The sequence below is a fragment of the Kitasatospora sp. NPDC028055 genome, from assembly GCF_040637885.1.
Taxonomy (GTDB): Bacteria; Actinomycetota; Actinomycetes; order Streptomycetales; family Streptomycetaceae; genus Kitasatospora.
Genome location: NZ_JBEZXE010000011.1, coordinates 92675 through 118487 on the forward strand (window position 1 = coordinate 92675; position 25813 = coordinate 118487).

At 73.2% G+C, this 25813-nt stretch carries 23 protein-coding genes; 20 read left to right on the forward strand and 3 right to left on the reverse strand.

What is annotated here, in order from left to right; all coding sequences use genetic code 11:
* Positions 1-23 precede the first annotated feature (23 nt).
* Positions 24-821 (forward strand): bifunctional hydroxymethylpyrimidine kinase/phosphomethylpyrimidine kinase, encoded by a 798-nt coding sequence (gene thiD, locus AB0F71_RS14995; protein ID WP_360233085.1) that lies wholly within the window; start codon positions 24-26, stop codon positions 819-821.
* A 174-nt stretch (positions 822-995) separates the two neighbouring features.
* On the opposite strand, the gene rpmB is transcribed toward thiD, so the two are convergent.
* Complete coding sequence (gene rpmB / locus AB0F71_RS15000; RefSeq protein WP_014138233.1) at positions 996-1181, reverse strand: 50S ribosomal protein L28; 186 nt, start codon at positions 1179-1181, stop codon at positions 996-998.
* A gap of 281 nt (positions 1182-1462) precedes the next feature.
* Between rpmB and AB0F71_RS15005 the strand changes: the two genes are divergently transcribed.
* The 10 genes from AB0F71_RS15005 (at position 1463) to mutM (ending at position 11450) form a co-directional block, all read left to right on the forward strand.
* Entirely contained in the window at positions 1463-3094 is a 1632-nt protein-coding gene (locus tag AB0F71_RS15005) for a DAK2 domain-containing protein (RefSeq protein WP_360233088.1), read from the forward strand.
* Positions 3095-3156: 62 nt separating this feature from the next.
* Positions 3157-5388, forward strand: a complete 2232-nt coding sequence (gene recG / locus AB0F71_RS15010; protein ID WP_360233091.1) for an ATP-dependent DNA helicase RecG — start codon at positions 3157-3159, stop codon at positions 5386-5388.
* A 120-nt stretch (positions 5389-5508) separates the two neighbouring features.
* Positions 5509-6042, forward strand: a complete 534-nt coding sequence (locus tag AB0F71_RS15015) for a hypothetical protein (RefSeq protein ID WP_350508249.1) — start codon at positions 5509-5511, stop codon at positions 6040-6042.
* A 133-nt stretch (positions 6043-6175) separates the two neighbouring features.
* On the forward strand, positions 6176-6760 hold the full coding sequence (gene rsmD / locus AB0F71_RS15020; protein WP_360233094.1) for a 16S rRNA (guanine(966)-N(2))-methyltransferase RsmD: 585 nt from the start codon (positions 6176-6178) through the stop codon (positions 6758-6760).
* 49 nt (positions 6761-6809) lie between these two features.
* A complete protein-coding gene (coaD, locus tag AB0F71_RS15025) occupies positions 6810-7301 on the forward strand; it encodes a pantetheine-phosphate adenylyltransferase (RefSeq protein ID WP_360233097.1) in 492 nt (163 codons plus the stop codon).
* Positions 7302-7496: 195 nt separating this feature from the next.
* The gene (locus AB0F71_RS15030; protein WP_360233100.1) at positions 7497-8729 is read left to right on the forward strand and encodes a cell division initiation protein; all 1233 of its coding nucleotides are present in this window, start codon (positions 7497-7499) and stop codon (positions 8727-8729) included.
* Positions 8730-8890: 161 nt separating this feature from the next.
* Complete coding sequence (locus tag AB0F71_RS15035; protein WP_360233103.1) at positions 8891-9535, forward strand: DUF177 domain-containing protein; 645 nt, start codon at positions 8891-8893, stop codon at positions 9533-9535.
* Positions 9536-9537: 2 nt separating this feature from the next.
* Positions 9538-9711, forward strand: a complete 174-nt coding sequence (rpmF, locus tag AB0F71_RS15040) for a 50S ribosomal protein L32 (RefSeq protein WP_030056747.1) — start codon at positions 9538-9540, stop codon at positions 9709-9711.
* 20 nt (positions 9712-9731) lie between these two features.
* On the forward strand, positions 9732-10520 hold the full coding sequence (rnc, locus tag AB0F71_RS15045; RefSeq protein ID WP_360233106.1) for a ribonuclease III: 789 nt from the start codon (positions 9732-9734) through the stop codon (positions 10518-10520).
* 54 nt (positions 10521-10574) lie between these two features.
* Positions 10575-11450, forward strand: a complete 876-nt coding sequence (gene mutM / locus AB0F71_RS15050; RefSeq protein WP_360233109.1) for a bifunctional DNA-formamidopyrimidine glycosylase/DNA-(apurinic or apyrimidinic site) lyase — start codon at positions 10575-10577, stop codon at positions 11448-11450.
* Between the two features lie 6 nt (positions 11451-11456).
* Here the strand turns inward: mutM and AB0F71_RS15055 are convergent, their stop codons facing one another.
* Complete coding sequence (locus AB0F71_RS15055) at positions 11457-12377, reverse strand: hypothetical protein (RefSeq protein WP_360233112.1); 921 nt, start codon at positions 12375-12377, stop codon at positions 11457-11459.
* A gap of 318 nt (positions 12378-12695) precedes the next feature.
* Here AB0F71_RS15055 and AB0F71_RS15060 point away from each other — a divergent pair, with 318 nt between their 5' ends.
* The 6 genes from AB0F71_RS15060 to ftsY all read left to right on the forward strand — a co-directional run bounded on the left by AB0F71_RS15060 (position 12696) and on the right by ftsY (position 20678).
* On the forward strand, positions 12696-14036 hold the full coding sequence (locus tag AB0F71_RS15060) for a hypothetical protein (protein WP_360233115.1): 1341 nt from the start codon (positions 12696-12698) through the stop codon (positions 14034-14036).
* A gap of 169 nt (positions 14037-14205) precedes the next feature.
* Positions 14206-14700, forward strand: a complete 495-nt coding sequence (locus tag AB0F71_RS15065; RefSeq protein WP_360233119.1) for a helix-turn-helix domain-containing protein — start codon at positions 14206-14208, stop codon at positions 14698-14700.
* 30 nt (positions 14701-14730) lie between these two features.
* Positions 14731-15030, forward strand: coding sequence for an acylphosphatase (locus tag AB0F71_RS15070; protein WP_360233122.1), 300 nt, complete (start codon positions 14731-14733; stop codon positions 15028-15030).
* A gap of 411 nt (positions 15031-15441) precedes the next feature.
* Positions 15442-15645, forward strand: a complete 204-nt coding sequence (locus AB0F71_RS15075; RefSeq protein ID WP_030243474.1) for a hypothetical protein — start codon at positions 15442-15444, stop codon at positions 15643-15645.
* A 156-nt stretch (positions 15646-15801) separates the two neighbouring features.
* The gene (smc, locus tag AB0F71_RS15080; protein WP_360233125.1) at positions 15802-19410 is read left to right on the forward strand and encodes a chromosome segregation protein SMC; all 3609 of its coding nucleotides are present in this window, start codon (positions 15802-15804) and stop codon (positions 19408-19410) included.
* A gap of 47 nt (positions 19411-19457) precedes the next feature.
* Entirely contained in the window at positions 19458-20678 is a 1221-nt protein-coding gene (ftsY, locus tag AB0F71_RS15085; RefSeq protein WP_360233128.1) for a signal recognition particle-docking protein FtsY, read from the forward strand.
* Between the two features lie 196 nt (positions 20679-20874).
* Here the strand turns inward: ftsY and AB0F71_RS15090 are convergent, their stop codons facing one another.
* Positions 20875-21552: a bifunctional DNA primase/polymerase gene (locus AB0F71_RS15090; protein WP_360233131.1), complete on the reverse strand. Its 678-nt coding sequence runs from the start codon at positions 21550-21552 to the stop codon at positions 20875-20877.
* A gap of 637 nt (positions 21553-22189) precedes the next feature.
* On the opposite strand from AB0F71_RS15090, the gene AB0F71_RS15095 reads away from it, so the two are divergent.
* The 3 genes from AB0F71_RS15095 to AB0F71_RS15105 all read left to right on the forward strand — a co-directional run bounded on the left by AB0F71_RS15095 (position 22190) and on the right by AB0F71_RS15105 (position 25723).
* Entirely contained in the window at positions 22190-23644 is a 1455-nt protein-coding gene (locus AB0F71_RS15095) for a hypothetical protein (protein WP_360233134.1), read from the forward strand.
* Positions 23645-23987: 343 nt separating this feature from the next.
* A complete protein-coding gene (locus tag AB0F71_RS15100) occupies positions 23988-25385 on the forward strand; it encodes an ammonium transporter (protein ID WP_360233137.1) in 1398 nt (465 codons plus the stop codon).
* Complete coding sequence (locus tag AB0F71_RS15105; RefSeq protein WP_350524594.1) at positions 25385-25723, forward strand: P-II family nitrogen regulator; 339 nt, start codon at positions 25385-25387, stop codon at positions 25721-25723. The genes AB0F71_RS15100 and AB0F71_RS15105 overlap by 1 nt, the downstream gene beginning before the upstream one ends.
* Positions 25724-25813: the final 90 nt, after the last annotated feature.

Sequence of the window (25813 nt, forward strand, 5' to 3'; positions counted from 1 at the left end):
CGCGCGCGGGTAGGTTGGGGGCCATGGATTCGACCGCACCTCCCCGCGTCCTCACCGTCGCCGGTTCCGACTCCGGCGGCGGCGCCGGCATCCAGGCCGACCTCAAGGCGATGCTCGCCCTCGGCGTCCACGGCATGAGCGTGATCACCGCCGTCACCGCGCAGAACTCGCTCGGCGTCCAGGGCTACTGGGAACTGCCCGCCGAAGCCGTCCGGGCGCAGTTCCGCAGCGTGGTGGACGACATCGGGGTGCAGGCGGTGAAGACCGGCATGCTCGCCTCGATCGAACTGGTCGAGACCGTCTCGGAGCTGCTGGCCGGGGTGGCCGCCCCGGTGGTGGTCGACCCGGTCGGCGTCTCCAAGCACGGGGACGCGCTGCTGGCCGCCGAGGCGGTCGCCACCGTCCGCGAGCGGCTGCTGCCGGTCGCCACCGTGGTCACCCCCAACCTGCACGAGGTGACCCAGCTCACCGGTCGGACCGTCGAGGACGAGTCGCAGATGCTGGCCGCCGCCGAGGCGCTGCTGGACCTCGGGCCGCGCTGGGTGCTGGTCAAGGGCGGCCACCTGGCCGGCGAGGCGGCCGACCTGCTGTACGGCGGGCCCGGCGAGGTGCACTGGTACCGCGCGCCGCGCTACGACAACCGGCACACCCACGGCACCGGCTGCACCCTGGCCAGCGCGATCGCGGCCGGTCTGGCCAAGGGGGAGTCGGTGCCCGGGGCGGTGGGCTCGGCCAAGGAGTACGTCACCGGCGCGATCGCCGGGGGCTTCGCCCTGGGCGCCGGGATCGGCCCGGTCGACCACGCCTGGCGCTGGCGCTGAGTCGCGGCCCCTGGCCGAACGCGGCGACGGCCGGAACGCGGCGACGGGCGGACCCTTGAGGGGGTCCGCCCGTCACGTGTGCGTCCGGAAAGCCTGACCGGTCCCGGAAACAGCGAAGCCGGTCCATCCGGGGATGAACCGACTCACTGGAGGACCGGCATGCCGGTCTGCGCGTCAGCGCGAGACCTTACCGGCCTTGATGCACGAGGTGCAGACGTTGAGCCGCTTCGGCGTACGCCCAATCACAGCGCGCACCGTCTGGATGTTGGGGTTCCAACGACGGGGGGTGCGGCGGTGAGAGTGGGAGATGCTGTTGCCGAAGCCCGGCCCCTTGCCGCAGACGTCGCAGTTGGCAGCCACAGGAGTCACTCCAAGACTTCAGATCAGATACTTTCGAAAACCCACTCACCCACCAGAACACTCGCGTGAACCGGACCGGACAAGGGGGTGAGCCTGGACGGTTCCAGGCAACCGGAAGAGCATACAACGCTTGCTTCCGTCCCACGAAACTACCATGACCGGCCGGGTGATCGCTTCGGTCGGGGGCTCCGGCGGCCCTCCCCGAGCCCCGATAACCTGCCGGTATCACCCCTCGCCGCGGCCCCCGGGCCGGTCCGGCGTCCCGTCCCGGAGGAGACCTGGTGCTGCACACGCTCGATGCCCCGGCCGTGCGCACCTGGTGCCAGCTCGCCCTGCGGGCGCTCGGGCAGGCCCGCGAGGAGATCGACGCGCTCAACGTGTACCCCGTCCCGGACGGCGACACCGGCACCAACCTCTACCTGACCGTCGAGTCCGCCGCCGCCGAGGTGGAGAGCCGCTTCGCCGACCCCGCGGCCGGCCCGGCGCCCGGGCTGGCCGACGCCGTCCGCGCGATGGCCCGCGGCGCGCTGATCGGTGCCCGCGGCAACTCCGGGGTGATCCTCGCCCAGTGGCTGCGCGGCACCGCCGAGATACTGGCCGAGGGCGGCGGCGCCGAACAGCTGCGGGCCGCCCTGCTGCGCGCCGCCGACTCCGCCTACCAGGCCGTCGCGGAGCCCGTCGAGGGCACCCTGCTCACCGTCGCCCGGGTCGCCGCCCGCGAGGCGGTGCGGGCCGGGGACGGGCTCGCCCAGGTCGCCGACACCGCCTACCGGGCCGCCCGGGACGCCCTGCGGCACACCCCCGAGCAGCTCGCCGTGCTGGCCGAGAACGGGGTGGTGGACGCCGGCGGGCGCGGCCTGGTGGCCGTCCTCGGCGCGCTCGCCGACGCCGTCGCCGGGCAGCAGCCGATGGGGCCGGTCGCGCTGCGCGGGGACGTCCGGGCGGTGGAGAGCTGCCCGGCGCACGTCCGGCCGCCCGGCCCCGGGCACCCCGCCTTCGAGGTCATCTACCTGCTGGACGCCGAGGACGAGGCGCTGCCCGCGTTGCGCGAGCGGCTCGGCGGGCTCGGCGACTCGCTGGTGATCGGCGGCGGCGACGGCCTGTGGAACGTGCACGTCCACGTGGACGACGCGGGCGCCGCCGTCGAGGCCGGGGTCGAGGCCGGGCGCCCGCACCAGATCCGGATCACCCACTTCGCCGAGGCCGCCGCCCGGGCCGGCACCGCGGCCGAACGCGGCGAGCGCGAGGAACGGACCCGCGCGGTGCTCTCGGTGGTGTCCGGCGACGGGCTGGCCGAACTGTGCGAGCAGGCCGGCGCCGTCGTCCTGCACGCCGACCCGGACCGCCGCCCGGCCAGCGCCGAACTCGCCGACGCCGTCCGCGGCTCGGCCGCCCGCGAGGTGGTGCTGCTGCTCAACGACCCCGAACTGCGCGCCGCCGCCGGGGCCGCCGCCGACCAGCTGCGCGAGGAGGGCGTGCGGATCGCCGTCCTGCCCACCCGCTCGCCGGTGCAGGGCCTGGCCGCGCTCGCCGTGCACGAGGGCGGGCGCCGCTTCGACGAGGACGTGGTCGCCATGACCTCCGCCGCCGGGGCCACCCGGTACGCCGAACTCGCCGTCGCCGAGGGGGAGTCCTGGACCATGGCCGGGGTCTGCCAGGCCGGCGACGTGCTCGGCCTGATCGACGGGGACGTCGCGGTGATCGGCGCCGGACTGGCCGAGGTCGGCGAGAGCGTGCTCGACCGGATGCTCGGCGCGGGCGGCGAACTCGTCACCCTGATCCTCGGCGAGGGCGCCGACCGGGCGCTCGCCGACCGGCTGGTGGCGCACGTCCGCCAGCAGCGGCCGGAGGTGGACTCGGTGGTCTTCCACGGCGGCCAGGAGTTCACACCGCTGCTCATCGGGGTGGAGTAGCGCCCCTACGGCGGTTCGTCGGTTGCCCGGTTCGTCGGTGCCTTGGTGTAAACAAGGGCCTGATGGGCGCTCTCGATGAACCACTGACCAAGCTCGTCGGCGACCGCACCGCGAAGGTGCTCGCCGACAGTCTCAAGCTGCGCACGGTCGGGGACCTGCTGCACCACTATCCCCGCCGCTACGTCGAGCGCGGCCAGCTCACCAGCCTGGACGAGCTGGAGGTCGACGAGCACGTCACCGTGCTGGCCCGGATCGAGAAGGTCACCCTGATCCCGTTCCGCGGCCGTAAGGGCGACCGGCTGGAGGTGGTCGTCACCGACGGCCGCAGCCGGCTCTCGCTGGTCTTCTTCAACCAGGGCTGGCGGCAGAAGGAACTCAAGGCCGGCGCCCAGGGCCTGTTCGCGGGCAAGGTCGGGGTCTTCAACCGCAGCCGCCAGCTGGTCTCGCCCGACTACCAGCTGCTGGACGAGGAGGCGGGCTCCGACGCGGCGAAGCAGTTCGCCGGCCGGCTCATCCCGGTGTACGGCGCCAGCGCCCAGATGCCGAGCTGGAAGCTGTCCATCTGCATCGAGACCGCGCTCACCAAGCACCTCGGCGACGTCGGCGAACCGCTGCCCGCCGAACTGCGCGAGCGCCACGACCTGATCCCGCTGCCCGAGGCGCTGGAGCTGATCCACCGCCCGCGCAGCCAGGCCGACCGCGAGCGCGCCCAGAGCCGGCTGCGCTGGGACGAGGCCTTCGTCCTCCAGGTCGCCCTCGCCCAGCGGCGGGCCGCCGACTCCGCGCTGCCGGCCAAGCCCCGGGCACCCCGGGCCGGCGGCCTGCTGGACGCCTTCGACGCCCGGCTGCCGTTCACCCTCACCGAGGGCCAGCGGAAGGTGTCCGCCGAGATCGCCGCCGACCTGGCCACCGAGCACCCGATGCACCGGCTGCTCCAGGGCGAGGTCGGCTCCGGCAAGACCTTGGTGGCGCTGCGGGCCATGCTCACCGTGGTGGACGCCGGCGGCCAGGCCGTGCTGCTCGCGCCCACCGAGGTGCTGGCCCAGCAGCACCACCGCTCGATCGTCGAGATGATGGGCGACCTGGCCGAGGGCGGGATGCTCGGCGGCTCCGAGCACGCCACCCGGGTGGTGCTGCTGACCGGCTCGATGGGCACCGCCGCCCGCCGCCAGGCGCTGCTGGACATGGTCTGCGGGGACGCCGGGCTCGTCATCGGCACCCATGCGCTGATCGAGGACAAGGTCGAGTTCCAGGACCTCGGCCTGGTCGTGGTGGACGAGCAGCACCGCTTCGGCGTCGAGCAGCGGGACGCGCTGCGCGCCAAGGGCCGGCAGCCGCCGCACCTGCTGGTGATGACCGCGACCCCGATCCCGCGCACCGTCGCGATGACCGTCTTCGGGGACTTGGAGACCTCCGTCCTGGACCAGCTCCCGGCCGGCCGTTCGCCGATCTCCACCCATGTCGTCCCCGCGCTGGAGAAGCCCAACTTCCTCACCCGGGCCTGGGAGCGGGTCCGCGAGGAGGTCGGCAAGGGCCACCAGGCGTACGTGGTCTGCCCCCGGATCGGCGACGAGGAGCCGGCCGCCGACCCGAAGGCCGCCAAGAAGAGGCGCAAGGCGGCCGAGGAGGACTTCGAGGAGGTCGGCGACGCCGACGCCGGTGCCGGGAGCGACGAACGGCGGCCCCCGCTCTCGGTGGTGGAGACCGCCGAGAAGCTGGTGCAGGGCCCGCTGGCCGGACTGCGGGTGGAGATCCTGCACGGCCGGCTCGCCCCCGACGCCAAGGACGACGTGATGCGCCGGTTCGCCGCCGGGGAGGTGGACGTGCTGGTCGCCACCACGGTCATCGAGGTCGGCGTCAACGTCCCCAACTCCACGGTGATGGTCATCATGGACGCCGACCGCTTCGGCGTCTCCCAGCTGCACCAGCTGCGCGGCCGGGTCGGCCGGGGCAGTGCGGCGGGCCTGTGCCTGCTGGTCAGCGAGATGCCCGGCGGCAGCGCGGCCCGGGCCCGGCTGGACGCGGTGGCCGGCACCCTGGACGGCTTCGAGCTCTCCCGGATCGACCTCGAACAGCGCCGCGAGGGCGATGTGTTGGGCCAGGCCCAGTCCGGGGTGAAGTCCTCGCTCAAGGTGCTGTCGGTGCTGGAGGACGAGGAGGTCATCCTGACCGCCCGGACCGAGGCCACCCGGCTGGTCGCCGAGGACCCGGAGCTGGCCGCCCACCCGGACCTGCGCACCGCGCTGGAGAGCCTGCTCGACGAGGACCGCGCGGCCTACATGGAGAAGGGCTGAGCGGGAGAAGGGCTGAGCGGGTTCCGGCACCGCCGGACTGTCAGACCCCCGGGAGAGAATGTAGTTGTTCAGGGCGCACCCCCAAGGTGCGTTCCTGGCACGACACTTGGGGGTCCTGCCATGGCATTCCGTCATCTCAACGAGCTCCCGCTGGGCGACAAGGTCTTCCGGATCGAACTCGCCAGCGACGACGACCGCGAGGTCACCCTCACCCTGACCGGCTGGCGCGAGGGGGCGGCCGCCGCGCCGCTCGCCTCGGGCAAGCTCCGCCTGCCGGTCGAGGACGTCGCCTCGCTGCGGATCGCGCTCAACCGCGCGCTGCGGGCGCTGGCGATCGTCGCCGATGTCGCCGAACCCATCCCCGACCGCGACGTGCTGCGCGAGCTGTACCCCGGCCACGGCGCCCCGTGGGTGCCGCAGCACGAGGAGGAGCTGGTCCGGCGCTTCCACGACGGCGAGACCGTCGCCCGGATCGCCGCCCGCTTCGGCCGCACGCCCGACTCCGTCCGGACCAAGCTGCGCGAGCTCGGGCACGACCCGCGCCGCCCCGAGTTCTGCCCGCCCGACGGCTGCCTGTCCTGGTCCCGCTACGCCTCGCCGGCGCTGCTCGGCGCGGCGGTCCCGAGCCAGGGGGCGGGCTCCGAGGCGAGCTAGCGAGTGCGCTCCGGGGCCCCGCCGACCCGTCGGCGGGGCCCCGGCCGTGACGCGCCCGCCCGCCGGCGCTTGTCCGCTCGCCGCCGGGGCGGGATAGCGTGGTCGGGCAGCGACGAAAGGACCTTCCACCACCATGACCCGCGTGATCGCCGGGGCGGCCGGCGGCCGCCGACTGGCCGTACCGCCCGGCCGGGGCACCCGTCCGACCTCCGACAAGGCCCGCGAGGCGATGTTCTCCACCCTGGAGGCGTTCCGCGGCACCCTGCACGGGGCTCGGATGCTGGACCTGTTCGGCGGATCGGGCGCGGTCGGCCTGGAGGCGCTCTCGCGCGGCGCCGAGCACGTCCTGCTGGTCGAGGCGGACGCCCAGGCGGCCCGGGTGATCCGGGAGAACGTCCGCACGATCGGCCTGCCGGGCGCGGAGGTCCGGGCGGCCAGGGCCGAGAAGGTGATCGCCGGGCCGCCCCCGCAGGCCCGGTACGACCTGGTGTTCCTCGACCCGCCGTACGTGGTGACGGACGACGAGGTGCGCGAGATGCTGATCACACTGTCGGCTGGGGGCTGGCTCGCGGAGGACGCACTCGTCACCGTGGAGCGCAGCACCCGTGGCGGCGAGTTCGGCTGGCCCGAGGGCTTCGAGGTGCTGCGCTCCCGCCGCTACGGCGAGGGCACGCTCTGGTACGGTCGCGCCGCCGCCGAGGCCAGCGAGCAGGAGTAGCGGGCCGCGGCCCGCAGCAGCCGTCACCCCACGAGGGAGCACACACGCCATGCGCCGAGCCGTCTGCCCCGGTTCGTTCGACCCGATCCACAAGGGCCATCTGGAGATCATCGAGCGGGCCTCCAAGCTGTACGACGTGGTGCATGTCGCGGTCCTGATCAACCGCAACAAGCAGGGCATGTTCACCGTCGAGGAGCGGATCGGCCTGATCGAGGAGGTCACCGTCCCGTTCGGGAACGTGGTGGTCGAGTCGCACCACGGCCTGCTGGTGGACTACTGCCGGGATCGCGGCATCCCGGCGATCATCAAGGGCCTGCGGGCGGTCAGCGACTTCGACTACGAGCTGCAGATGGCCCAGATGAACCACGGCCTGACCGGCGTGGAGACGCTCTTCCTGCCGACCTCGCCGACGTACAGCTTCCTCTCCTCGACGCTGGTCAAGGAGGTCGCCTCGTACGGCGGCGACGTCTCGCACCTGCTGCCGGAGACGGTGCACCGCCGGCTGGTGGAGCGGATCGCGGAGCGTAAGGCCGAGCAGTAGGGCCAGACGGCGGACCGGGTCCTTTTCTGCCGGTTCGTCATGGCTTGTCCGGGGCGGTGGAGGCCGGTTCGGCGCAGGCGTTGTGAGCTCGCCGCGCGGGGGCCGTACAGTCTGTAGTCCTGCCCTGCGGTGAGGTGCACCGCGCCGGGCCTGCCTCCGCCGGACCGTCGGCGGCACACGGAAAGACGAAGCCCCGTGGACGTGCAGAAAAAGGTCGACGAGATCGTGGCGGCGGTCGAGAACGCCCGCTCGATGCCGATGTCGGCCTCCTGCGTGGTGAACCGGGCCGAGCTGATCGGCCTGCTCAACGACCTCAAGGCGGCCATGCCCGCCGAACTCGCCCAGGCCCAGTCGGTGATGGCCGACCACGAGCAGGTGGTGGCCGAGGCCCAGGCCGAGGCGGACCGGATCATCCAGGGCGCGCACTCCGAGCGCGGTTCGCTGATCTCCGACACCGAGGTGGTCCGCCGGGCCCAGGCCGAGGCCGACCGGATCCTGGCCGAGGCCCGCGCCGAGGTCGAGGCCCAGCGCGCCGAGGCCGACGACTACGTGGACAGCAAGCTCGCCAACTTCGAGGTCGTGCTGACCAAGACGCTCGGCGCGGTCGGCCGCGGCCGGACCAAGCTGCGCGGCGAGGCCGGCCTCGAGGCCGAGGCCGAGAGCGACGGCGAGGAGTTCCAGCCGCAGCGGCACACCCCGAGCCCCGAGGTCGACGAGTACGTCGACGTGAAGCTCGCCACGCTGGAGAACGTGCTCAGCGCGACCCTGGAGGCGGTCGGCAAGGGCCGGGACAAGCTGCTCGGCAAGAAGCCGATCGACGACCTGGGTGCCTACCTGGCCGCCGCCGACGAGGCCCAGCAGGCCAAGGAGCGCGCCGAGGCGGTGGCCGCCGGCTTCGCCGCGGACGCCGACGGCGCCGACCTCGCCTGGTACCGCGAGGACGTCCCCCAGCAGCAGACCTGGCCGGAACAGACCCCGGCCGCGGCGGGCTGGCAGGCCCCCGGCGCCGACCAGTACGCGGCGGTCGCCCAGCACCAGGGCGACCAGCACCAGCAGCAGCACCAGACCGGCCAGCACCAGACCGGGCAGTACGCCGAGGTGTACGGGGGCGGCTTCGACCCGGCCGGCCAGGGCGACCCGTACAACACCCAGTGGGGCCACCAGCAGGGCGGCTACCCGCAGCAGCAGCCCCACTACGAGGGCCAGCAGCACCAGGGCCAGCACCAGGGCCAGCAGCAGGACGCCTACGGCTATCCGCAGCAGCAGGACGGCTACTCGGCCCAGCCGTACGACGGCTACGGCTACCCGCAGCAGCCCGCGCTGCCCCCGGCCGTGCCGCACCAGCAGCAGCAGAACCTGGACGAGACCAGCTTCTTCGACACCAGCATGATCGACATGACCAGGCTGAGGGAGCTCGGCGGCCGCTGAGCAGCCGCCCGGAGCCTCCCGACGGGACCGAAGTTGGGCCTGACGGGAGACTCCGGTAGTCTGACCACTCCGGCATCCCCATGTCCGGCTGTCGGCTTGCCCTCGCAACGCCGGCGCGTGATGGGGAGCACGGCGTTGATCCCTATGGAAGTCAGGACACCTTGAACCGCCTCGACCACCGCGACCCCCTCGTGTTCGACACGCACGAGCTCGGCCGTCGCCCGGGCTCGATGCGCAAGGTGAGCCGGACCCTGGAGGCCCCCGAGGGCTTCGGGATCATCGACGTGATCGGCGTTCCGGAGAAGAGCCCGATCGAGCTGGAGCTCCGCCTGGAGTCCGTGGTCGAGGGCGTGCTGGTCACCGGCACCGCCGACGCCCACGTCGAGGGCGAGTGCGTCCGGTGCCTGGAGCCCGTCGACTTCGACATCGACGTGGACTTCCAGGAGCTGTACTACTACCCGGAGTCCGACGAGCGTCACCGCGCCCGGACCACCGGGACCGAGGACCTCGACGAGGACTCGGAAGAAGAGACTTACCGCCTGGAGGGCGACCTGTTCGACCTCCAGCCGGTGCTGCGTGACGCGGTGGTGCTCGCACTGCCGCTGCAGCCGGTGTGCCAGGAAGACTGCCTGGGCCTGTGCTCCGAGTGCGGAGCGCGCCTGAGCGACGACCCGGCGCACCACCACGAGGCCGCCGACCCCCGGTGGGCGGCTCTGCAGGGACTCTCCGCCGCCCCCGGCGACGAGGGTGACGGGATCAAGAACAGCGACACCCGTGAGGGTGCCGCCGAGAACCAGGAGAAGTAGCCGTGGCTGTTCCGAAGCGGAAGATGTCGCGCAGCAACACGCGCCACCGCCGTTCCAACTGGAAGGCCGTCGTTCCGGCCCTCGTGGCGTGCGACCGCTGCCACGAGCCGAAGCTCGGCCACATCGCGTGCCCCAGCTGCGGCACGTACAACCGCCGCCAGGTCCTCTCGGTCTGATCGGCGGGGTGCACGGATCGATGTCGGACGGTAACTCCACCCGCAAGGCGTCCTCTGCCTCGAAGGGTTCTTCGGGCAGCGGCAAGGCCGGTGGGCCGGCTTCGACCGAATACGACGTCCTGGAAGGGCGCCTCGGGTACACGCTCGAGCGCGCCCTTCTGGTACGCGCCCTGACCCACCGCTCGTACGCGTACGAGAACGGGGGTCTGCCCACCAACGAGCGCCTGGAGTTCCTCGGCGACTCGGTGCTGGGCCTGGTGGTGACGGACACCCTCTACCGCGTCCACCCGGACGTCCCGGAGGGCACGCTCGCCAAGCTGCGCGCCGCGGTGGTCAACTCCCGCGCGCTCGCGGACGTCGGCCGGGGCCTGGAACTCGGCACCTTCATCCGCCTCGGCAAGGGCGAGGAGGGGACCGGCGGCCGCGACAAGTCGTCGATCCTCGCCGACACCGTCGAGGCCGTGATCGGGGCCGTCTACCTGGACCGCGGTCTGGAGGCGGCGACCGAGTTCGTCCACCGCCTCTTCGACCCGCTGATCGAGGAGTCCTCTCAGCTGGGTGCCGGACTGGACTGGAAGACCAGCCTCCAGGAGCTCACCGCCTCGGTGGGCATCGGCGTGCCCGAGTACGTGGTCATGGAGTCCGGTCCGGACCACGAGAAGACCTTCACCGCGGCGGCCCGGGTGGCCGGCGAGGACTTCGGCAGCGGCGTCGGCCGCTCGAAGAAGGAAGCCGAGCAGAAGGCCGCCGAGAGCGCCTGGCGCGCGATCAAGGAGAAGTACGCCGACCGGCTTCCCGCCGGGGCCTGATCGCCGAGTAGCCTTTCCTCCTGCCGGATCGTCGTACGCAGGAGGCCTGTTCACGTGCCCGAACTCCCCGAGGTCGAGGTCGTCCGCCGAGGTCTGGCGAACTGGGTCGCCGGGCGCACCGTCGCGGACGTCCAGGTGCTGCACCCGCGCGCGGTCCGCCGCCAGCCGGGCGGCGCGGCCGACTTCGCGGACCGGCTGACCGGCAGCGTCCTCGGTGCCGCGCAGCGCCGCGGCAAGTACCTCTGGGTGCCGCTGGGCGGCCCGGGCGCCGGATCCTCGCTGATCGGCCACCTCGGGATGAGCGGCCAACTCCTCGTCCAGGACCCGACGGTGCCGGACGAGACCCATCTGCGGGTCCGGCTGCGCTTCGCCGACGGCGGGCGCGAGCTGCGCTTCGTCGACCAGCGGACCTTCGGCGGCCTGGCCGTCGAGGAGGCCGAGGAGGACGCCGAGGGCACCCCGCTCTCCATCGCGCACATCGCCCGCGACCCGCTCGACCCCCGCTTCGACGACGCGGCCTTCGTCGCCGCGCTGCGCGCCAAGCGCACCACCGTCAAGCGCGCCCTGCTCGACCAGACCCTGATCAGCGGCGTCGGCAACATCTACGCCGACGAGGCGCTGTGGCGCTCCAAGCTGCACTACGACCGGCCGACCGCGACCCTCACCCGCCCGCGGTCCGAGCTGCTGCTGGCCAACGCCCGGGCCGTGATGACGGCCGCGCTGGCCGTGGGCGGCACCAGCTTCGACAGCCTCTACGTCAACGTGAACGGCGAGAGCGGCTACTTCTCCCGGGACCTCGACGCCTACGGCCGCGAGGACGAGCCCTGCCGCCGCTGCGGCACCGCGATCCGGCGGGCCGCCTGGATGAACCGGTCCAGCTACTTCTGCCCCCGCTGCCAGCGCGTGCCGCGGACCGGCAGCGGGGGCTGACTCCCGCTACTTGTGGGCGAGTTCAGGGTGGTCGGCGGGCGTCCCGCCGGGGCTGCCGTGGGTGTCCTGGCCGAAGTAGGCGACACCGACCGCGGAGACCACCGCGAGCAGGAAGCCGGCCACCCCGAGCCAGCCCAGGCCGGCCTTGGAGGAGTCGCCGAGCCAGAGCACGCCGACCGCGCCCGGCAGCACCGTCTCACCGACCACCAGGGCGGCGGTGGCGCCGTTCACCGAGCCGAGCTGCAGCGCCACGGTGTGCACGTACATGCCGCCGAGGCCGCCGACCAGGACCGCGTAGAGCGCCGGGTCGGAGATCAGCCGGACCAGGTCGAAGGGCTCCACGCCGTTCAGGATGCGCACCCCGACGCCCAGCGCGCCGAAGCCGAGGCCGGAGAGCAGACCGGCGACGATCGCTCCCTTGGAGCCCATCCGGCGCACCAGCAGGCTGCCGCCGGCCAGCAGCACGGTGGTGATGATCAGCAGCCCCCAGTGGAAGGCCATCGACGCGTGGTGGCCGCCCTCCGGGCCGGCCGAGACCGCCAGCAGCACCAGGGCTGAGCAGAGCACGCCGATCGAGGCCCACTCCAGCTGCTTGAGCCGGATGCCCAGCAGCTTGATGCTGAGCACCGCGGTGATCACCAGGTTGGCGCTGATGATGGTCTGGGAGAGGAACAGCGGCAGCAGCCGCGCGGCCAGTGCGCCGAGCCCGAAGCCGATCAGGTCGAGCACCGTGCCGGTGATGAACTCCCAGGTCACGGCGGCCTTGGCGGTGGAGGACAGGCTCGGGCCGCCGTGCTCGGTGGTCGAGCCGGCGGCACCCTTGGCCGCCTCCTCCCGGGCCGAGCGGCGGGATCCGACGGCCTGGAGGACCGAGCCGGTGCCGTAGCAGGCGGATGCCGCCACGGCCGTGACGAGGCCGATGATCACCGAGCGCTCCGATCGGGAGTTGGGTCAAGAAGAGGTAATGGGACCAGCGGTCCGGGAACAGTCTCCCCCGTCGCGCGGTACGGTCGGGACGCCCCCTCGAGCGGCGCCGGAGCGGTCTCCGCAGCGCCCCCGGGCCTGCCGGGACGTACGTCCGGCCGCCTCAGGTGGTTCCCGCGCCCCACCCGTCTCCGGGTCGACTGGGGGAAATGTCATCCGTGAGAAGGGGAGCCGCCCCGGCGGACGGCGGGGAACCCTGTCGTAACCAGTATGCGAAGGGTATGGCGTGCTCCGCCGCCGGTCACGGTAGCGTCGGGGTTTATGAGAACCCTTGCACGACGTTCCCGGGGCGCCGGGCCACTTGCCCTGGTGGCGGCGCTGCTCGGGCTGCTGCTCATGTTCGCCCCGGCGGCCTCCGCGGCCGGCGGTCTGAGCGATGCCGCGGCCACCCTCAAGAAGGGCCAGGTCTACGTCGCCCCGGCGATGCAGGACCGCTTCAGCCAGGCCCAGGCGGACGCCCTGACCAAGAAGATCGAGAAGGCCGACAAGCCGATCTTCATCGCGGTCGTCCCCGAGGCCGCCAACAAGGCCACCATCGCCACCGACCTGCGCACCCTGGTGGGCATCGACGGCGTCTACGGGGTCTGGCGCGGAAACGAGTTCCAGGCCTACGCCGACCGCGGGGCGATGGCCCCCGGCGTCGCCTCGCGGATCTCGGGCGCCGTCCTGCGCGCCGACAAGGGCGACATCAACGCGACCCTGAACGACTTCGTCGACCAGGCCGCCCCGCAGACCAAGGGCACCGGGGTCAACCACAGCACCTCGATCGCCTGGGTGATCATCCCGGTCCTGCTGGTGGCGCTGGCCGGCGCCGGTGTCTTCTTCCTCTTCCGCCGCGCCAAGAAGCGCAAGGAGGAGCAGGCCCGGGCCGAGCTGGAGCAGCTGCGCCGGGTCGTGGACGAGGACATCACCGCCTTCGGCGTCGAGCTGGAGCGGCTCGACTTCGACCCGCGCGCCGCCGACGCCGACGACGCCCAGCGCACCGACTACAGCCACGCCCTGGACTCGTACGAGAAGTCCAAGCGGCTGATGAACGAGGCCAAGAAGCCGGAGGACGTCAAGCAGGTCACCGAGGCGATCGAGGACGGCCGGTTCCAGCTGGCCACCCTGGCCGCCCGGCGCGAGAAGCGCCCGCTGCCCGAGCGGCGCCCCCCGTGCTTCATGGACCCGCGGCACGGCCCGTCCGTCAAGGACGTCGACTGGGCCCCGGCCGGCGGCTCCGCCCGCGCCGTCCCGGTCTGCCAGGCCGACGCGGACCGGGTGGCGGCCGGTCTCGACCCGGCGGTGCGCACCGTCGACACCGAGCACGGCCCCCAGCCGTACTGGAACGCCGGCCCGGCGTACGCGCCCTACGCGGGCGGCTACTACAGCGGCTTCGGCGGCGGCCTGCTGCCGGGCCTGCTGGTCGGCACCATGCTCGGCTCGATGATGAGCACCCCGGCCTACGCGGCGGCCCCGATGATGGAGGGCGGCCACGGCGGTTACCAGGACCAGTACGAGGGCGGCGACTTCACCGGCGCCGACTTCAACGCCTCCGACTTCAGCGGCGGCGACTGGGGCGGTGGCGGCGACTTCGGCGGCGGTGGCGGCGGGGACTGGTGACCCGCTGACCCGCTGATCCGTCCGCGATCCCCACGGCCCCGCCGGTTCCGACCGGCGGGGCCGTTCGCCGTCCCCGGCAGGGTCGGAGGGCTGTCGGAGGGCTGTCGAAGGGTTGTCGAAGGGTTGTTGGAGGGTTTGAGAACGGAACCCGCTGTGGCAGGCTGGCGCTGTGACCCCCGACACCACCGCCCCCGCCGCCGTGCCCGGCCGGCCCTGCTCGATGGCCGCGGCGCTCCAGGTGGTCGGTGAGAAGTGGGCGCTGCTGGCGGTGCGCGAGCTGTTCTACGGCAACCACCGCTTCGACCGGATCGCCCGCAACACCGGCGCCCCGCGCGACCGGCTGACCGCGCGGCTGCGGGCGCTGGAGGAGGCCGGAGTGGTCGAGCGCCGCCCGTACAGCGAGCGGCCGCCGCGCTACGAGTACCACCTCACCGAGGCCGGCCGGGACCTCGCCCCGCTCGCCCACGCACTGCGCACCTGGGGCGACCGCTGGCTGCTGCCGGATTCCCCGGTGACCTTCGCCCACGCCCCGGCGGACCACGAGCCGCATCCCTTCGACCCGGCCTGGGTCTGCCGCACCTGCGGCCGGGAGGCCCACCGCGGCGAACTGCACGCCGAGGTGCACACCCCGGGCTGGTCGGTCGAGGGCCCGGTGGAGCTGTGACCTGCCCCGGGGCCCGTTAGGGTCGGGGGCATGCACGGTCGTGATGCCCACAGTGATGAACCGGTCCGGGTGACCGCCTGGGTCCGGGGGAAGGTCCAGCAGGTCGGGTTCCGCTGGTGGACCAGGGCGCGGGCGCTGGAGATCGGCCTGACCGGCTACGCGAGCAACCTTGGCGACGGCCGGGTGCAGGTGGTGGCCGAGGGTCTGGCCGCCGACTGCGAGGAGTTGCTGGCCCTGCTGCGCGGTCCCGACACGCCCGGCGCGGTGAGCGGGGTGACGGAGATCTGGACCGCCGTCGGCGCAGGTTACGAGGGTTTCGAGATCCGCTGAGCCGTCTCGCAGCAGGGCGCCGCCGTCGCCTCCCGGAAATGATCCGTAACCGTCGGTGTCATACGGTTGCCATTCGGGCAGACTCGTGGTTGACTCCGCATCGAACGATGATCCACGAGCACGTGGTGGACCCGGGCCCGAGACCCCCAGGCGTGACGACACCGCCGGGCAGGTGACAGGGGCGCGGTAGCGTGCGGTGATCGTGTTGACCCTTTCCGTCTTTGGTGAGACGCTTGAAGCCCGCGCACACGATCGCGTTCCCCGGCAGGCGCATGCTCTCGTGAGCCCAGCTCACGGCGCTTGTGTCGTAGTGCCCAGCCAGCACTTCCGGTGCGCGCCGCGCGTGCGTCCCCCTTCCCCCTAGACCTGTACCGTTCCGGTTCGGTCACTCAGCGTGGAGGACCATTCATCATGGCAAAGGCGCTTCTCGGGTACGTCGGCGGCCCCGACCCGCGAATGCTCTCCGAGATGCGACGGCTTCAGCAGCGCGTCCAGGATCTGGAGTCCGAGCTCCTTCGGATGCAGGCTGAGAACGACGCGCTCACCGCTGTCGCTGACGAGCACTCGCTGCTCAACAGCATCGATCTGGACCAGCGGGAGCCGGCTCTGACCTGAGCCCCGCCCCGGTCTCCCAGATCGACGCCGCTGTGCACTGAGCCGCCCCGAAAGGGATGCAGCTTTGCAAGGGACGCCCGGATGTGGCGTCCCTTCGTCGTGTCGGACTCCGGATACAGTCGGTTCCCGTCGTGAGCGAATGAGGGGACCGGCCGCGTGCACCTGAAGAGTCTGACGCTGCGCGGGTTCAAGTCCTTCGCCTCCAGCACCACCCTGCGCTTCGAACCGGGCATCACCTGCGTGGTCGGCCCGAACGGCTCCGGCAAGTCCAACGTGGTGGACGCGCTGTCCTGGGTGATGGGCGAGCAGGGCGCCAAGTCGCTGCGCGGCGGCAAGATGGAGGACGTCATCTTCGCCGGGACCAGCGGGCGCGCACCGCTGGGCCGCGCCGAGGTCAGCCTCACCATCGACAACTCCGACGGCGCCCTGCCGATCGACTACGCCGAGGTGACGATCACCCGGACCATGTTCCGCAACGGCGGCAGCGAGTACGCGCTCAACGGCGAGACCTGCCGCCTGCTGGACATCCAGGAACTGCTCTCCGACTCCGGCATCGGCCGCGAGATGCACGTCATCGTCGGGCAGGGCCAGCTCGACTCCGTCCTGCACGCCGACCCGATGGGCCGGCGCGCCTTCATCGAGGAGGCGGCCGGCGTCCTCAAGCACCGCAAGCGCAAGGAGAAGGCGCTGCGGAAGCTGGACGCGATGCAGGCCAACCTCAACCGGGTCCAGGACCTGGTCGCCGAACTGCGCCGCCAGCTCGGCCCGCTCGGCAAGCAGGCCAGGGTCGCCCGCCGGGCCGCCGGTATCCAGGCCGACCTGCGCGACGCCCGGCTGCGGCTGCTCGCCGACGACCTGTTGGCCCTGCGCCGGGCCGTCGAGGCCGAGGTCGCCGACGAACTGGCCCTGCGGCTGCGCCGGACCACCGTCGAACAGGAACTGGCCCGCGCGGTGCAGCGCGAACGCGTCCTGGAAGCGCAGGTCCAGCAGCTCGGGCCGGGCCTGGAGGCCGCCCGGCAGACCTGGTACCGGCTCTCCGCGCTCGCCGAACGTACCCGCGGCACGATCGGGCTGGCCGAGGCCCGGGCCCGGCACGCCGTCGCCGGGGGCACGGCCGAGGAACGGCGCGGCCGGGACCCGGAGGAGCTGGAACGGGAGGCCCAGCGGGTCCGCGAGGAGGAGGCCGCGCTCGCCGAGGCGCTGGAGGAGGCCCAGTACGCGCTGGCCGAGGCGGTCGAGCACAAGGGCGAACTGGAGCGTGCACTGGCGGACGAGGAACGCCGGCTGCGGGACGCCGCCCGGGCCATCGCCGACCGCCGGGAGGGCCTGGCCCGGCTCCAGGGACAGGCCGCGGCCGCCCGCTCCCGGGCCGGTTCGGCCCAGGCCGAGCTCGGCCGGCTCGTCGAGGCCCGGGACGAGGCCCTGCTGCGTGCCGAGGCCGCCCAGGGCGAACTGGAGGAGCTCCAGCAGCAGGTGGACGGCTCGGCCGCCGAGGACGGACGGGCCGAGGACGACTACCAGCGGGCCCGGGCCGGCCTGGCCGAGGTCGAACGGGAGCTGGCGGCGGCCCGGGAGGCGGCCGCCGCCGCCGAACGCGAGCGGGCCGCGCTGACCGCACGGCACGAGGCGCTCTCGCTCGGGCTGCGCCGCAAGGACGGCACCGGCGCGCTGCTGGACGCGGGGGAGCGGCTGACCGGTGTGCTCGGCCCGGCCGCCGCGCTGCTGCGGATCGAGCCCGGTTTCGAGGTGCCGCTCGCCGCCGCGCTCGGGGCGGCCGCCGACGCGGTCGCGGTCGACTCGCCCGGCGCCGCCGCCGGGGCGCTGCGGCTGCTGCGCGCCCAGGACGCCGGGCGGGCCGCGCTGTTGGTCGCCGGGTCGGCGGAACTGCCGCGGGCCGAGGGCGAGTTGCCCGAAGGAGCCCGCTGGGCCGCCGAACTGGTGAGTGGCCCGGCCGAGTTGATCGCCGCCGTGCGCAATCGGCTGGCCGGGGTGGCCGTGGTCGCCGACCTGGACCGGGCACTGCGGCTGATCGCCGAACGCCCCGATCTGTCCGCCGTCACCGCCGAGGGCGACCGGCTGGGCGCCGGCTTCGCCCAGGGCGGCTCCGCCGGCGCGCCCAGCGAACTGGAGACCCGGGCGGCGGTGGACCGGGCCGCCCGGGCGATCGCGGAACTCGACCTGCGCTGCGCCGACTCGGCCGGGCGGCTGGCCGAACTCACCGAACTGCGAGGGGAGTCGGCCGCCGAACTGGAGCAGCTCGGCGAACTGCGACGCCGGGCCGAGCAGGAACGGGCCCGGGTGGCGGGCTCGCTCGGCCGGCTCGGCGGGCAGGCCCGGGCCGCCGCCGGGGAGGCCGAACGGCTCTCGGCCGCCGCCGCGCGGGCCGACCAGGGCCTGGCCGAACTGCTCGCCACCGCCGAGGAACTGGCCGAACGGCTGGCCGTCGCCGAGGAGTCGGCGGAGGCGGGGGAGGACGAGCCGGACCGGGCCGAGCAGCAGCGGCTCACCGAGGCCGCCTCGGCCGCCCGGCAGTCCGAACTGGAGGCCCGGCTCTCGGTGCGCACCCACGAGGAGCGGGTCCGCGCCCTGGCCGGCCGGGCCGATCAGCTGGACCGGGCCGCCCGCGCCGAGCGCGAGGCGCGCGCCCGGGCCGCCGAGCGCCGTCGGCGCGCCGAGGACGACGCCCGGGTGGCGAACGCCGTCGCGGCGGGCGCCCGGCAGCTGCTCGCCTGCCTGGAGGTCTCGCAGGCCCGCGCGGACGCCGGGCGCGCGGCCGCCGAGCAGGCGCTCGCCGAGCGGGAGCGCGAGCTCCGGGAGCACCGCGAACACGGGCGCGGGCTCAAGGAGGAGCTGGACAAGCTGGTCGACGCCGGGCACCGGGACGAGGTGCTGCGGGCCGAGAAGCGGCTGCGGATCGAGCAGTTGGAGGCCCGCGCCCTGGAGGAGTTCGGCATCGACGGCGGCGAGCTGCTGGCCTCGTACGGGCCGGACCGGCCCGTCCCGCCCTCGGCGGCGGCGGACGGGCAGGAGCAGGGGGAGCCGGGGGAGCCGTACCCGTACGTCCGGGCCGAGCAGGAGAAGCGGCTCCGGGCCGCCGAGAAGGCGTACCAGCAGCTGGGCAAGGTCAATCCGCTGGCGCTGGAGGAGTTCGCCGCGCTGGAGGAGCGCCACAAGTTCCTCGGCGAGCAGCTGGACGACCTCAAGCGCGGTCGGCGCGACCTGCTGGACATCGTCCGGGACGTGGACCAGCGGGTCGAGCAGCTGTTCAGCTCCGCCTACCACGACACCGCCGCCCAGTTCGAGGGCGTCTTCGCCCGGCTCTTCCCGGGCGGCGAGGGGCGGCTGGTGCTGACCGACCCGGACAACATGCTCACCACCGGGGTCGAGGTGGAGGCCCGTCCGCCCGGCAAGAAGGTCAAGCGGCTGTCGCTGCTGTCCGGCGGCGAGCGCTCGCTGACCGCGGTGGCCCTGCTGGTGGCGATCTTCAAGGCCCGGCCCAGCCCGTTCTACGTGATGGACGAGGTGGAGGCGGCGCTGGACGAGACCAACCTGCGCCGGCTGGTCGGGATCATGGAGGAGCTCCGGGAGAGCTCCCAGCTGATCGTGATCACCCACCAGAAGCTGACCATGGAGTCCGCCGACGCCCTGTACGGCGTGACCATGAAGGGCGACGGGATCTCCCAGGTGATCAGCCAGCGGCTGCGCGAGGGGCACCGGGAGCGAGGGGAACGGCGGCCGGCAGGCCTCCGTACGGTGACGGTCTAGCCGCGCCGCGGTCCGGAACGGCTCCGGTCACGGATACTGGTCGGGTTATGGAATACGTGATCCTTGCCGTAGTCATCGCCGTGGTCGCCGTCGGCGCGATCGCCGGCCTCGTCGTTTCCGGCAGACGACGCCAGCAGCTGCCCCCGAAGTCGCAGGCGCCGGTCATCACGGCGCCGAAGACCACCCCGCAGGAGCCCCAGGTCGGCGAGGAGGCCGCGCCGCCGACCGAGGAGCCCCGCCGCACCATCGAGGAGGTGCCGCTTCCCGAGGCCGTCGAGGCCGTCGAGGAGGTGGTGGTCGAGGCCCCGGCCGAGGCCGAGGCGGCGCCCGCCGTCGAGGTCCCCGAGCCCACCGCCGGCCGGCTGGTCCGGCTGCGCTCCCGGCTCTCCCGCTCGCAGAACTCGCTGGGCAAGGGCCTGCTCTCGCTGCTCTCCCGTGAGCACCTGGACGAGGACACCTGGGAGGAGATCGAGGAGACCCTGCTCACCGCGGACGTGGGCGTCGCCCCGACCCAGGAGCTGGTCGAGCGGCTGCGCACCCGGGTGAAGGTGCTCGGCACCCGCAGCCCCGAGGAGCTGCGCGGCCTGCTGCGCGAGGAGCTGGTCGAGCTGGTCGGCAAGGACGCCGACCGCACCGTCCGCTCCACCAAGCACGAGGAGGGCCCGGCCGTGGTCCTGGTCGTCGGCGTCAACGGCGTCGGCAAGACCACCACCACCGGCAAGCTGGCGCGTGTCCTGGTCGCCGACGGCCGTACCGTGGTGCTCGGCGCGGCGGACACCTTCCGCGCTGCCGCCGCGGACCAGCTGCAGACCTGGGGCGAGCGGGTCGGTGCGCGCACCGTGCGCGGCCCGGAGGGCGGGGACCCGGCCTCGATCGCGTTCGACGCGGTCAAGGAGGGCATCGCCGAGGGCGTCGACACCGTGCTGATCGACACCGCCGGCCGGCTGCACACCAAGACCGGCCTGATGGACGAGCTGGGCAAGGTCAAGCGGGTCGTCGAGAAGCACGGCCCGGTGGACGAGGTGCTGCTGGTGCTGGACGCCACCACCGGTCAGAACGGGCTGATCCAGGCCCGGGTGTTCGCCGAGGTGGTGGACATCACCGGCATCGTGCTGACCAAGCTGGACGGCACCGCCAAGGGCGGCATCGTGGTCGCGGTCCAGCGCGAGCTGGGCGTGCCGGTCAAGCTGATCGGTCTGGGCGAGGGCGCGGACGACCTGGCGCCGTTCGAGCCGGGTGCGTTCGTGGACGCGCTGATCGGGGACTGACCGGGACTTCCGCGTCGGTCGGGGTCCGCTCCTTCGGGGGCGGGCCCTTTCGCGTGCCCGGGGAGGGCCGCCGCCCCGACCCGAAGGGGCGCGCCGGTGCCGAAAGGGAGAAGCGACCAGCGAGGTACGAGCGGCGGAGCGCCGACCGTCGGCACCGGATCAGAGCGTCCCGGAGGCGAGCGGGCGATTCACGGTGTCACGAGGCGATCCAGGCGGGCTCGGCGGTGCGCTCGCGGCTGCGGTGGCAGGCGTACGCGAGGGTGCCGAGCAGCAGCCGGGCCTCGGGCGGGCAGCCGGCGTTGTCGCGGGTGGGGCGGCGCAGCCAGCGGACCGGGCCGAGCTCGCCGAGCACGGTGGGCGGGGCGGCGACGTAGCTGCCCTCGCCGTGGCAGGTGAGGTCGAGCGCGGCGTCGTCCCAGCCCATCCGGTACAGCAGGTCGGGGAGCCGGCGGGCGGTGCCGGCGGAGACCAGGAACTGGAGCCGGCCGGTGGGCGGGGCCAGCACCGGGCCGACCTGGGTGCCCATCCGCTCCAGCCGGACCAGGGCCTGGAGGCCGGCCTGCTCGGGGACGTCCAGCACGTCGAAGGCGCGGCCGGTGGGGAACAGCACCGAGCCCTCGGCGTCGGCGGCGCCGGCCCGCCCGGTGGTGCCGGGCACGGGGTGCAGGCCGGGGGCGGCGCAGCGCCGGGAGCCGCAGGGACAGCGGGTCGGGGCGGTGGCGCCGACGGCCGGTTCGCCGGTGGCGACGGTCCAGCCCCAGCGGCCGGTGTACTCCGCGGCGGCCCGGGACGCGGTGACCTTGGTGCGGCGGCGCGCGCCCAGCGGTGCCAGCCGCAGGTGCCCCAGTCGAAGTTCGCCGAACAGGTTGTCCATGCCTCCCCCAACAGGTTCTGGTTGCCGATGGTTACGGGATGGTGACTGTGTGTTGATTGTCCGTTGCGTGGTGCGTGGTGCGGTGGCGGCGCGCAGCGCTTGGCGTGCGCCTGTTGTGGTGGTGCGCCTCGGGCGCCGCCTTGTGGGGGCGGCGCCGATGCCGGATCGTCGTGTGCGCGGGACGGTTGCCGTCCCGAGTGGGCGCCGAACTCGCCTGGGACTGCGATGGATTGCGGGGTCTGCCGGGTCTGCCGGGGTTGGCCGGGGGACTTGGCGGCCCGCATATGCCGGACCGTCGCGACTACCCAGTCAAGCGTGTGCCCCTGAGCTTCGGTTCACTCCTGGGGGTGGCGAAAGGTGGCGTTTCGCCAGGGCCGCTCCCACGGGTACCTCGCGGGGCACTACGTTCAGCACACGGACGTCGTCGAAGCGCCTGCTCCGAGCCGTCGGGGAACGGGAGTTGGGAATCTGACGGACCGTCCGCAACGATGGCACACCAGTACGACGAGCGGTACCGCGAGGGCAGCACGAGCGGCATCGCGACACCTCAGGCACGGCACGTCTGGCAAGAGCCCGCAACCGTCGGGCGGTCACGATCGGGGGCCCCGCAGGGGCCGGGCGGGATGGGGACGTTCCCATGGCAGAGAAGCAACCCAACGAGAAGCTGACCACGTGGTTCGCCCGCAGCGGCTGGTCCAAGGGCGAGTTGGCCCGCCAGGTCAACCGCCGGGCCCGGCAGATCGGCGCCCACCACGTGTCCACCGACACCTCCCGGGTGCGCCGCTGGCTCGACGGTGAACAGCCGCGCGAGCCGATCCCCAAGATCATGTCCGAGCTGTTCTCGGAGCGCTTCGGCTCGGTGGTCTCGGTCGAGGACCTCGGCCTGCGCGCCGCCATCCCGGTCTCCACCGTCGGCGGCGGCGTCGACCTGCCGTGGAGCGCCCCGCAGACCGTCCAGCTGATCAGCGACTACTCCCGCAGCGACCTGATGCTCAACCGCCGGGGCTTCCTCGGCACCTCCCTCGCGCTGACCGCCGGCGCCGCGCTGATCGAGCCGATGCAGCGCTGGCTCGCTCCCGGCCCGACCGGCGTCCCCACCCCGATCCTCACCGCGGCCAACGGCGGCGAGGCGTTCACCGGCCGGCTCTCCGAGCCGGAGCTGGAACTGCTGGAGCAGACCACGGTCATGTTCCGCCAGTGGGACGCCCAGAACGGCGGCGGTCTGCGCCGCAAGGCCGTGGTCGGCCAACTCCACGAGGTCACCGACCTGCTGCAGGAGACGTACAACGAGGCCACCACCAAGCGGCTGTTCCGGCTCACCGCCGAACTCGCCCACCTGGCCGGGTGGATGTCGTACGACGTCGGGATGCACCCGAGCGCGCAGAAGTACTACGTGCTGGCGCTGCACGCGGCCAAGGAGGCCGGCGACCGCCCGTTCGGCGCGCTGATCCTCACCGACATGAGCCGCCAGATGATCCACCTCAACCGGGGCGAGGACGCCCTGGAGCTGATCCACCTGGCGCAGTACGGCAGCCGGGACACCGCCACCCCGCGTCAGCAGTCCCTGCTGTACGCGATGGAGGCGCGCGCCTACGCCACCATCGGCGAGGTGAACCGCTGCGCCCGGGCGATCCGGCTGTCCGAGGACACCTTCACCGACATCCGCGACGGTGACGGCGACCCGGACTGGCTGAAGTTCTTCTCGCCGGCCGAGCTGAACGCCGAGAACGCCCACTCCTACCGTGACCTCGCGTACCACTCGGACAACGCCCAGCTGTACGCCTCGCTGTCGGCGCCGGTGATGGAGCGCGCGGTCGACCTGTTCCGGCAGGACGACGACCACGTGCGGTCGTACGCCTTCAACCTGATCGGCATGGCCAGCGTGCACCTGCTGCAGCGGGAGGCCGAGGAGGCGGCGCGGTACGCCGAGCAGGCGGTGGACATCGCGACCAAGGTGCGCTCGGAGCGGCTGAACTCCCGGGTCCGCAAGACCACGGAGGCCGCGGCGGCCCGGTTCCAGGGCGTGGACGCGGTGAGCCGGCTCCAGGAGCGGGTGGTCCAGGACATCCCGGAGTTCGTCTCGGTGGTCTGAGCGACTCCGGAGGGCTCCACCGACCGTGACTGCCGCCGCCGTCACGGTCGGTGGCACGTCGGGGGCGGCCCGGGTGGGGTCCGGCGCTCCGGCCCGGGCGGTGCGGCGCCGAAGTGAGGCGGTACGGGCGGTGCGGTGAGGCGGCACGGTAACCCATCCGGCCCACCGTCCGGGCCGCGGTTCACGTGCCCGTAACCCGCGCGACGCACGCGTCACGGCCGCGAAACAACCGGCCGCACTGGCCGAAACCAGCCTTCGGCACTCTCCTCTTCATCGCCGCCACCCCGGGTGGCACGGGACAGGTGCCCGGGGGAGGAGCGGCACTCACGCAGAGGAGACGCCGATGCCGGACGGCTTCAGCGCGGGCGACACCGCCTTCGTACTCATCAGTGCGGCCCTGGTCATGGTGATGACCCCGGGCCTGGCCTTCTTCTACGGGGGCATGGTCAGGGCCAAGAGCACACTGAACATGCTGGCGATGAGCTTTCTCTCGCTCGGCATCGTCAGCGTGCTCTGGGTGCTCTACGGCTACTCGCTCAGCTTCGGGCCCGACGCCTTCGCCGGGCTGATCGGCAACCTGGACTTCCTCGGGATGCGCGGCATCGGGCTGAACGAGCTCACCGGATCGATCCCGGTCACGGCGTTCGCGGTCTTCCAGCTGATGTTCGCGATCATCACCCCGGCGCTGATCAGCGGTGCGATCGCGGACCGGGCCAAGTTCTCCGCCTGGGGCCTGTTCATCGCGCTCTGGGTGACGGTGGTCTACTTCCCGGTCGCGCACTGGGTGTTCTTCTTCGACGGCGGCAACGGCGGCTGGCTGGGCGACCGCAACGGCGTGATCGACTTCGCCGGTGGCACGGCCGTGCACATCAACGCCGGCGTCGCGGGCCTCGCGCTCTGCCTGGTGCTGGGCAAGCGGGTCGGCTTCAAGAAGGACCCGATGCGCCCGCACAGCCTGCCGCTGGTGATGCTCGGCTCCGGGCTGCTCTGGTTCGGCTGGTTCGGCTTCAACGCGGGCTCGGCGCTGGCCGCCAACGGCGTGGCCGCCATGGCGATGGTGAACACCCAGGTCGCCACCGGTGCGGCGCTGGTCGGCTGGCTGGTCTTCGAGAAGCTCAAGCACGGCGCGTTCACCACGCTGGGCGCCGCCTCCGGCGCGGTGGCCGGGCTGGTCGCGATCACCCCGGCCTGCGGCTCGGTCAGCCCGCTCGGCGCGGTGGCGATCGGCCTGGTCGCGGGCGCCGTCTGCGCCGCCGCCGTCTCGCTCAAGTACCGCTGGGGCTTCGACGACTCGCTCGACGTGGTCGGTGTGCACGCCGTGGGCGGGGCGATCGGCTCGCTGCTGATCGGCCTGTTCGCCACCGGCGGGGTCGGCCAGACCGCCAAGGGCCTGTTCTACGGCGGCGGTCTCGGCCAGCTCGGCAAGCAGGCGATGGGCGTGGCGGTGGTCGCCGCGTACTCCTTCGTGCTGTCCTGGCTGCTGGCCAAGGCGGTCGACAAGCTGGTCGGCTTCCGGGTCCCCGAGGAGGTCGAGGTGGCCGGCATCGACCAGGCCGAACACGCCGAGTCCGCCTACGATTTCAGCGCCGTCGGTGCGGGGCTGGCCCGGGCGCTCCCGACCGTGGGCGCCGGTGCCGCGCACGGTGGGAAGCCCGCCGGGAAGCCCGCTGACCCGCCCGCCGGAAAGCCCGCTGACACGTCCACCGGGACGTCCGTCGAGAAGACCGAGGTCGACGCCTGATGAAGCTCATCACCGCTGTGATCAAGCCCTACCGCCTGGACGAGGTGAAAGCCGCCCTGCAGGCCTTCGGGGTCCACGGCCTCACCGTCACCGAGGCCAGTGGCTACGGCCGCCAGCGCGGCCACACCGAGGTCTACCGGGGCGCCGAGTACACCGTCGACCTGGTACCGAAGGTCCGGATCGAGGTCCTGGTGGAGGACGAGGACGCCGACGACCTGATCGACGTCCTGGTGAAGGCCGCCCGCACCGGGAAGATCGGCGACGGGAAGGTGTGGAGCATCCCGGTCGACACCGCCGTCCGGGTCCGCACCGGCGAACGCGGCCCGGACGCCCTGTGAGGCACTGACCGATCCGGCGGATCCGCCCCCTGCCCGGGGCGCGGGTCCGCCCGTCGGCGCATCCCCGCTCAGCCGCACCACGGCTCGGCC